Origin of the sequence: Pseudomonas paraversuta, from assembly GCF_904063065.1 — a bacterium.
GTDB lineage: Bacteria > Pseudomonadota > Gammaproteobacteria > Pseudomonadales > Pseudomonadaceae > Aquipseudomonas > Aquipseudomonas paraversuta.
The window spans coordinates 133615-140172 of sequence record NZ_CAJFCL010000011.1 but is presented as its reverse complement, the minus strand read 5'-3'; the positions used below and the strand labels follow the sequence as shown (position 1 = coordinate 140172).

Annotated in this window: 9 protein-coding genes, 4 tRNA genes and 1 rRNA gene; all 14 read left to right on the top strand. The window is 52.9% G+C overall.

Annotation, left to right across the window (positions count from 1 at the left end; genetic code table 11):
* The 14 genes from rrf (at position 1) to rplL (ending at position 6531) form a co-directional block, all read left to right on the top strand.
* Positions 1 to 115, top strand: a 5S ribosomal RNA gene (gene rrf / locus JQ845_RS20900).
* A gap of 188 nt (positions 116 to 303) precedes the next feature.
* A complete protein-coding gene (gene birA, locus JQ845_RS20895; protein ID WP_010655447.1) occupies positions 304 to 1251 on the top strand; it encodes a bifunctional biotin--[acetyl-CoA-carboxylase] ligase/biotin operon repressor BirA in 948 nt (315 codons plus the stop codon).
* Complete coding sequence (locus tag JQ845_RS20890) at positions 1241 to 1984, top strand: pantothenate kinase (RefSeq protein WP_003444403.1); 744 nt, start codon at positions 1241 to 1243, stop codon at positions 1982 to 1984. The genes birA and JQ845_RS20890 overlap by 11 nt, the downstream gene beginning before the upstream one ends.
* Before the next feature lie 7 nt (positions 1985 to 1991).
* Entirely contained in the window at positions 1992 to 2435 is a 444-nt protein-coding gene (locus JQ845_RS20885) for a hypothetical protein (protein ID WP_203009408.1), read from the top strand.
* Between the two features lie 143 nt (positions 2436 to 2578).
* Positions 2579 to 2663 (top strand) — tRNA-Tyr (locus JQ845_RS20880).
* A gap of 25 nt (positions 2664 to 2688) precedes the next feature.
* Positions 2689 to 2762: transfer RNA gene (locus JQ845_RS20875), tRNA-Gly, on the top strand.
* A 26-nt stretch (positions 2763 to 2788) separates the two neighbouring features.
* Positions 2789 to 2864: transfer RNA gene (locus JQ845_RS20870), tRNA-Thr, on the top strand.
* Between the two features lie 249 nt (positions 2865 to 3113).
* Positions 3114 to 3189: transfer RNA gene (locus JQ845_RS20865), tRNA-Trp, on the top strand.
* Between the two features lie 45 nt (positions 3190 to 3234).
* Positions 3235 to 3603, top strand: a complete 369-nt coding sequence (secE, locus tag JQ845_RS20860) for a preprotein translocase subunit SecE (RefSeq protein WP_003444399.1) — start codon at positions 3235 to 3237, stop codon at positions 3601 to 3603.
* A gap of 9 nt (positions 3604 to 3612) precedes the next feature.
* On the top strand, positions 3613 to 4146 hold the full coding sequence (nusG, locus tag JQ845_RS20855) for a transcription termination/antitermination protein NusG (RefSeq protein WP_003444397.1): 534 nt from the start codon (positions 3613 to 3615) through the stop codon (positions 4144 to 4146).
* 116 nt (positions 4147 to 4262) lie between these two features.
* Positions 4263 to 4694 carry a 50S ribosomal protein L11 gene (gene rplK / locus JQ845_RS20850; RefSeq protein ID WP_003444395.1) on the top strand — a complete coding sequence of 144 codons (432 nt, stop codon included), beginning with the start codon at positions 4263 to 4265 and terminating at the stop codon, positions 4692 to 4694.
* A complete protein-coding gene (gene rplA, locus JQ845_RS20845) occupies positions 4694 to 5389 on the top strand; it encodes a 50S ribosomal protein L1 (protein WP_003444394.1) in 696 nt (231 codons plus the stop codon). Before rplK ends, rplA begins: the two co-directional genes overlap by 1 nt.
* Positions 5390 to 5584: 195 nt before the next feature.
* A complete protein-coding gene (gene rplJ, locus JQ845_RS20840; RefSeq protein ID WP_127196856.1) occupies positions 5585 to 6085 on the top strand; it encodes a 50S ribosomal protein L10 in 501 nt (166 codons plus the stop codon).
* An 80-nt stretch (positions 6086 to 6165) separates the two neighbouring features.
* Positions 6166 to 6531, top strand: a complete 366-nt coding sequence (gene rplL, locus JQ845_RS20835; RefSeq protein ID WP_003444390.1) for a 50S ribosomal protein L7/L12 — start codon at positions 6166 to 6168, stop codon at positions 6529 to 6531.
* Positions 6532 to 6558: the final 27 nt, after the last annotated feature.

The window sequence follows — 6558 nt, the reverse complement described above, 5'->3', positions numbered from 1 at the left end:
TTGACGACCATAGAGCATTGGAACCACCTGATCCCATCCCGAACTCAGAAGTGAAACGATGCATCGCCGATGGTAGTGTGGGGTTTCCCCATGTGAGAGTAGGTCATCGTCAAGATTAAATTCCAAACCCCCTGTCTGCTCACGCAGACAGGGGGTTTGTTTTTGTGCCGAAAAAAACATCGGTGCAACGCCTGCACAAAGCGTTTCTACAGGTGGATTTTGGCTTGCGACAACTCTCGGGCTTTCTATGCAATAGCGCTGCTCATGGCTATTATGCGTGCCTGATTGTGAGGCGGTACTTGCATGCTGACGTTGTTGAAACTACTCAAAGATGGTCGATTTCATTCAGGGCAGGCGCTGGGAGCTGCGCTCGGCGTCAGCCGTAGTGCTGTGTGGAAACAGCTTCAGCACCTGGAGTCAGAATTGAACTTGTCGATTCACAAGGTTCGTGGTCGTGGCTACCAGCTGGCAGCTCCTCTCGAGCTGCTCGAGCACGAACAAATGGCTGCCGGTCCCTGGCCAGTCTCTATCCATGAATCCCTTGACTCAACGAATGCCGAGTCCTTGCGCGCCATTGATCGCGGTCAGACTGCTCCCTTCGTCATTCTGGCTGAGCGTCAACTTGCTGGACGGGGACGTAGGGGGCGCAAGTGGGTCAGCCCTTTCGCAGAGAATATTTATTACAGTCTGGTTCTGCGGATGGACGGCGGCATGCGCCAGCTAGAAGGCCTCAGCCTGGTGGTCGGCTTGGCAGTTTTGAGTGCTCTTCGAGAAATGGGTATCGAGAGGGCGGGGCTCAAGTGGCCAAATGACGTATTGGTCGGAAATAAAAAGATCGCCGGAATTTTGCTTGAGCTGGTGGGTGATCCTGCCGATGTCTGTCACCTGGTGATTGGTATTGGTATCAATGCCAATATGCGGGTCGCCAGTGAGGTGGATCAGGCATGGACCTCGGTTTTTCTGGAGTCTGGCAAAGCCATAAACCGTAATTCGCTGGTGTCCAGCCTTAATCAGAGTTTGCTCACATACCTTAAGCGCCATGAGTCGTCCGGGTTTGCAGCGATCCAGGCAGAGTGGGAGAGCAATCATTTGTGGCAAGGGCGTGAAGTGTCGTTGATTGCTGGAGTGCATCAGGTGGATGGGACGGTCATGGGTATTGATCAGCAGGGTGCGCTTCGCTTGCGCGTAGAGGGCGAGGAGAAGGTGTTTAGCGGTGGCGAGCTTAGCCTGAGGTTGCGCCATGATTCTTGAACTGGACTGCGGCAACAGCTTTATAAAGTGGCGTGTGCTCGATGGTGGCAGAGTCGCTGGTGGAGGGGTCGTAGATTCCGATATCGGTCTGATAGCTTCGGTGCGAGCTGTTCCTGCATTGAATGTCGTCCAGTGTCGCCTGGTCAGCGTGCGTACCGATGAAGAGACCGCCAGCCTGGTAGCTGGCATAGCCTCGGCTTTCGGGGTGGGGGTTGCATGCGCCATGCCGGCCAGGAGCGTTTCGGGTGTGAGCAATGGTTACGAAGATTTTTCCCGCTTGGGGCTGGATCGTTGGCTTGCTCTCGTCGGTGGATATGAGTTGGCAAAGGGTGCGTGTCTGGTCCTGGATTTTGGCACTGCTGTAACGGCAGATTTTGTCGCGCCAGATGGCAGCCATTTAGGTGGCTTTATTTGCCCGGGAATGCCCTTGATGCGTGATCAGCTGCGCACGCACACGCGACGAATCAGATATGACGATTTTTCTGCCGAGCAGGCACTGCTTTTACGGGCTCCTGGTCGTACAACGGCTGAGGCCGTGGAGCGTGGCTGCTTGTTGATGATGCGGGGATTTGTCTTGACCCAGTTGGAATTGGCGCGTGATTACTGGGGGCAAGAGTTTGAGGTTTTTCTCACGGGAGGTGACGCTAGCCTGGTGAGCGATATGGTCCCGGGCGCCCGATTGGTGCCGGATCTTGTATTTGTCGGCTTGGCTGTAGCTTGTCCCTTCTCCTGAGGTTCTTATGCGTTGGCTGTTTCTGTTGCTGGTTGTTCTGAATGTTTTCTATTACATATGGCATCAGCAAGAGGCGCCTGTCAGGGCCAAGGAGGTTGTTTCATTGTCGTTGTACAAAGGGAGTCAGCAGGGTATCAGTCTGCTCAGCGAGGCTCGCCCCTCGTTAGCCGTCGCTGAGCCCCAGGCTGCACCTGAGGCGGGTGCGGAGTGTATCTACCTGGGGAATATCTCCAGTGAGGATCAGCTGGACAGGGTCCAGCGCAGGCTCGCCGATATGGATGTCCGTACGCAAAGAGCTGATGTCGCTGCGGGGGATTTGGCTGGATATGCTATTCAAATCAATTCCGAGAGCAGCGCCAGGGTCAATGAAATGCTGTTGCAGAACCTTGCTAATGAATTCAATGAGTTAAAACTCAAAAAAATGCACTGTGAGGGCTTGCAGCTACCCTGATCTTTGCATAGAATGGCGCCCGCTCCACAGTGAACGCCAAACAGGCTTTGAAGTGTGAAGTGAGTCAAGTTGCTAACTTCCTGAATTACTTGAAGAAAGTGCTTGACAGAAGGGTAGAATGATGTAGAATTCTGCCTCGCTTAGGAGGGGTTCCCGAGCGGCCAAAGGGATCAGACTGTAAATCTGACGTCTACGACTTCGAAGGTTCGAATCCTTCCCCCTCCACCATATTTAAGCTCGAATAGCAAGATTTGCGGGTGTAGTTTAGTGGTAGAACCTCAGCCTTCCAAGCTGATGATGCGGGTTCGATTCCCGCCACCCGCTCCAGTCTTGCTGTTTTTGCGATGTGTTTTGCTCTTGTAGCTCAGTTGGTAGAGCACACCCTTGGTAAGGGTGAGGTCAGCGGTTCAAATCCGCTCAAGAGCTCCATATAACAAGGCAGATATGAAAATATCTGCCTTTGTTTTAACAGGTGCATAGCCTGTCCGGAGTGTTTGCCGGTGGTGCCAGGTGTTTTGGGTGTCGCTGCTCTGGTTGGTGTTACTGTTGTGATCAGCTCGCATTCTGCTGTTCACAGGGTCGAAAGTTTGGTGTTGCCAGGCTTGAGGCAAAAGTAATTGCATTGGTTGTTGAAAAGTCTCTCTCGTGCCTGCATAATTCGCGGCTCGATAATGTTTTAGGTCAGTAGCTCAATTGGCAGAGCGACGGTCTCCAAAACCGTAGGTTGGGGGTTCGATTCCCTCCTGACCTGCCAGATTCGCTCATTGCGTCTGGCTTTCTTTTCACAGGATCCTCTTAGATGACTCCCAAGGCTGAAGTTCAAGGCTCTCGCTTCGATCTCCTCAAGTGGCTTGTAGTGGTTGCTCTTGTGGTGGTTGGCGTTGTTGGGAATCAGTATTATTCTGGTTCGCCGATCCTGTATCGTGTCATTGCACTTCTTGTGATTGCTGCTGTTGCTGCCTATGTGGGCTTGCAGACGGCAAAAGGCAAGTCGTTCTCTGTCTTGGTGAAGGAAGCTCGTACTGAGATTCGTAAAGTCGTATGGCCAACTCGCCAAGAAACTACGCAGACCACGTTGATCGTGGTGGCTGTTGTTCTAGTTATGGCGTTGCTGTTGTGGGGTTTAGATTCCCTGCTCGGCTGGCTCGTTTCCTTGATTGTTGGCTAAGGGTGTCCCGTGGCTAAGCGTTGGTACGTAGTGCATGCTTATTCGGGTTACGAAAAGCATGTTATGCGCTCTTTGATTGAGCGTATTAAGCTGGCAGGCATGGAAGAAGGCTTCGGCGAAATTCTGGTTCCCACTGAAGAAGTGGTTGAAATGCGTAATGGCCAGAAACGCAAAAGCGAACGCAAGTTCTTCCCTGGCTATGTGCTGGTACAAATGGACATGAGCGAAGGGACTTGGCACTTGGTCAAGGATACCCCTCGCGTAATGGGCTTCATTGGTGGTACTGCCGATAAACCGGCGCCAATCACCGATAAAGAGGCAGAAGCAATTCTGCGTCGTGTTGCTGATGGTAGCGACAAGCCCAAGCCGAAAACACTGTTCGAGCCAGGTGAAGTTGTTCGTGTCACCGATGGCCCGTTCGCTGATTTCAATGGCACCGTCGAAGAAGTTAACTACGAAAAGAGTCGCATCCAAGTGGCAGTGCTCATTTTCGGTCGCTCTACTCCGGTAGAGCTAGAGTTTAGCCAGGTCGAAAAGGTCTAGCTGAACACGAATCCCAACCCCATGGCTTAGGCTGTGGGGTTTTGTCGTCACTGGGATAAACGCGCAAGTAACCGGGGAGCCTTTCTAGGCGTCTGAACCCGTAATTGGAGTGCCTCATGGCCAAGAAGATTACCGCTTACATCAAGCTGCAAGTGAAGGCCGCTCAGGCCAACCCAAGCCCACCTGTCGGCCCAGCTTTGGGTCAACACGGTGTGAACATCATGGAATTCTGCAAGGCTTTCAACGCCCGTACTCAGGGTATTGAAGCTGGCCTGCCGACTCCAGTGATCATCACTGTATACAGCGACCGTAGCTTCACATTCGAAACCAAATCGACTCCTGCTTCGGTTCTGCTGAAGAAGGCTGCCGGTTTGACTAGCGGTTCCGCTCGTCCAAACACCGTTAAGGTTGGCACTGTTACCCGTGCTCAGCTGGAAGAAATCGCGAAAACCAAAAACGCGGATCTGACTGCAGCTGATATGGAAGCAGCCGTGCGTACCATCGCCGGTTCTGCTCGTAGCATGGGCCTTAACGTGGAGGGTGTGTAATGGCTAAGCTGACTAAGCGTCAAAAGGCAATCGCCGGTAAAATTGAAGCTGGCAAGTCTTACAACTTTGTAGACGCTGCTGCTTTGCTGGCTGAGCTGTCCACTGTCAAGTTCAGCGAGTCTTTTGACATCGCTGTTAACCTGGGCGTAGACCCACGTAAATCTGACCAGGTTGTTCGTAGCGCTACTGTGCTGCCACACGGCACTGGCAAGACTGTACGTGTAGCTGTGTTCACCCAGGGTCCAGCTGCTGAAGCTGCTTTGGCTGCCGGCGCTGATCGCGTTGGTATGGACGACCTGGCTGCCGAAATGAAAGGCGGCGACCTGAACTATGACGTAGTTATTGCATCCCCGGACGCAATGCGTGTTGTAGGTCAGCTGGGTCAGATCCTTGGTCCGCGTGGTCTGATGCCTAACCCTAAGGTTGGTACTGTAACTCCAGACGTAGCTACTGCGGTTAAGAACGCAAAAGCTGGTCAGGTTCGTTATCGCACTGACAAAAACGGTATCATTCACACTTCCGTTGGCAAGATCGGCTTTGATGCCGTCAAGCTGAAGGAAAACGTTGAAGCCCTGATCGCTGATCTGAAGCGTATCAAGCCAGCTTCCTCGAAAGGTATTTACGTTAAGCGCGTTACCCTGAGCACCACTATGGGCCCGGGCCTGGTCATCGACCAGGGTTCTCTGGACGCGTAAGACAAATTGGCGTGGCTTGCCGCGCCAATGAAAGATTGGGGTCCCTGCCTGGCGGGGGCTATCCAAGACCGTAGGCGGCGAAAGCCTTAAACCTCAAGCCTACGCAGATGGTGCTCCCGGTTCCTTACCGAATCAGACACCAAAACGACATCCGGCTCAGGCCAGATGAAACGGTAACAAGCAGGAGTTAAACCCGTGGCAATTAAACTCGAAGACAAGAAGGCCATCGTCGCTGAAGTCAACGAGGCTGCCAAAGTTGCCCTGTCTGCTGTTGTGGCTGATGCCCGCGGCGTGACAGTAGGCGCTATGACCGGACTCCGTAAAGAGGCTCGTGAAGCTGGCGTTTACGTACGTGTTGTACGTAACACCCTGCTCAAGCGCGCTGTTGCTGACACTGACTACAGTGTTCTCAACGACGTGTTCACCGGCCCGACCTTGATCGCATTCTCCAACGAACATCCAGGTGCTGCTGCCCGTTTGTTCAAAGAGTTCGCTAAAGGTCAGGATAAGTTCGAGATCAAGGCAGCTGCGTTCGAGGGCAAGTTCCTCGCAGCTAATCAGATCGACGTACTGGCAAGTCTGCCGACCCGTGACGAAGCAATTTCTCAGCTGATGAGCGTGATTCAAGGCGCTACCAGCAAATTGGCTCGTACTCTGGCGGCACTTCGCGACCAGAAAGAAGCTGCTGCAGCCTAAGGCTGAGCTACTCCTTTCAGCGTTTATTGTTTATTTCGATAGCCGCCTAGGCTGTCACCCCAATACAGGAATTTATAGTCATGTCTCTGACTACTCAAGAAATCATCGACGCAATCGGTTCGAAATCCGTTCTGGAAATCGTTGAGCTGATCAAGGCAATGGAAGAAGCATTCGGCGTTTCCGCTGCTGCTGCTTCTGCTGGTCCTGCTGCTGCCGCTGCTGTTGTTGAAGAGCAAACTGAATTCAACGTCATGCTGCTGGAAGCTGGCGAGAAGAAAGTTAACGTGATCAAGGCTGTTCGCGAGCTGACTGGTCTGGGCTTGAAAGAAGCCAAGGCAGTAGTAGACAGCGCTCCTAGCGTTGTTCTGGAAGCTGTTGCGAAAGACGCAGCTGACAAAGCCAAGGCTGCCTTGGAAGAAGCAGGCGCTAAAGTCGAGCTGAAGTAAGCCTCGACCTTGCGTCTCCAGCCCAAG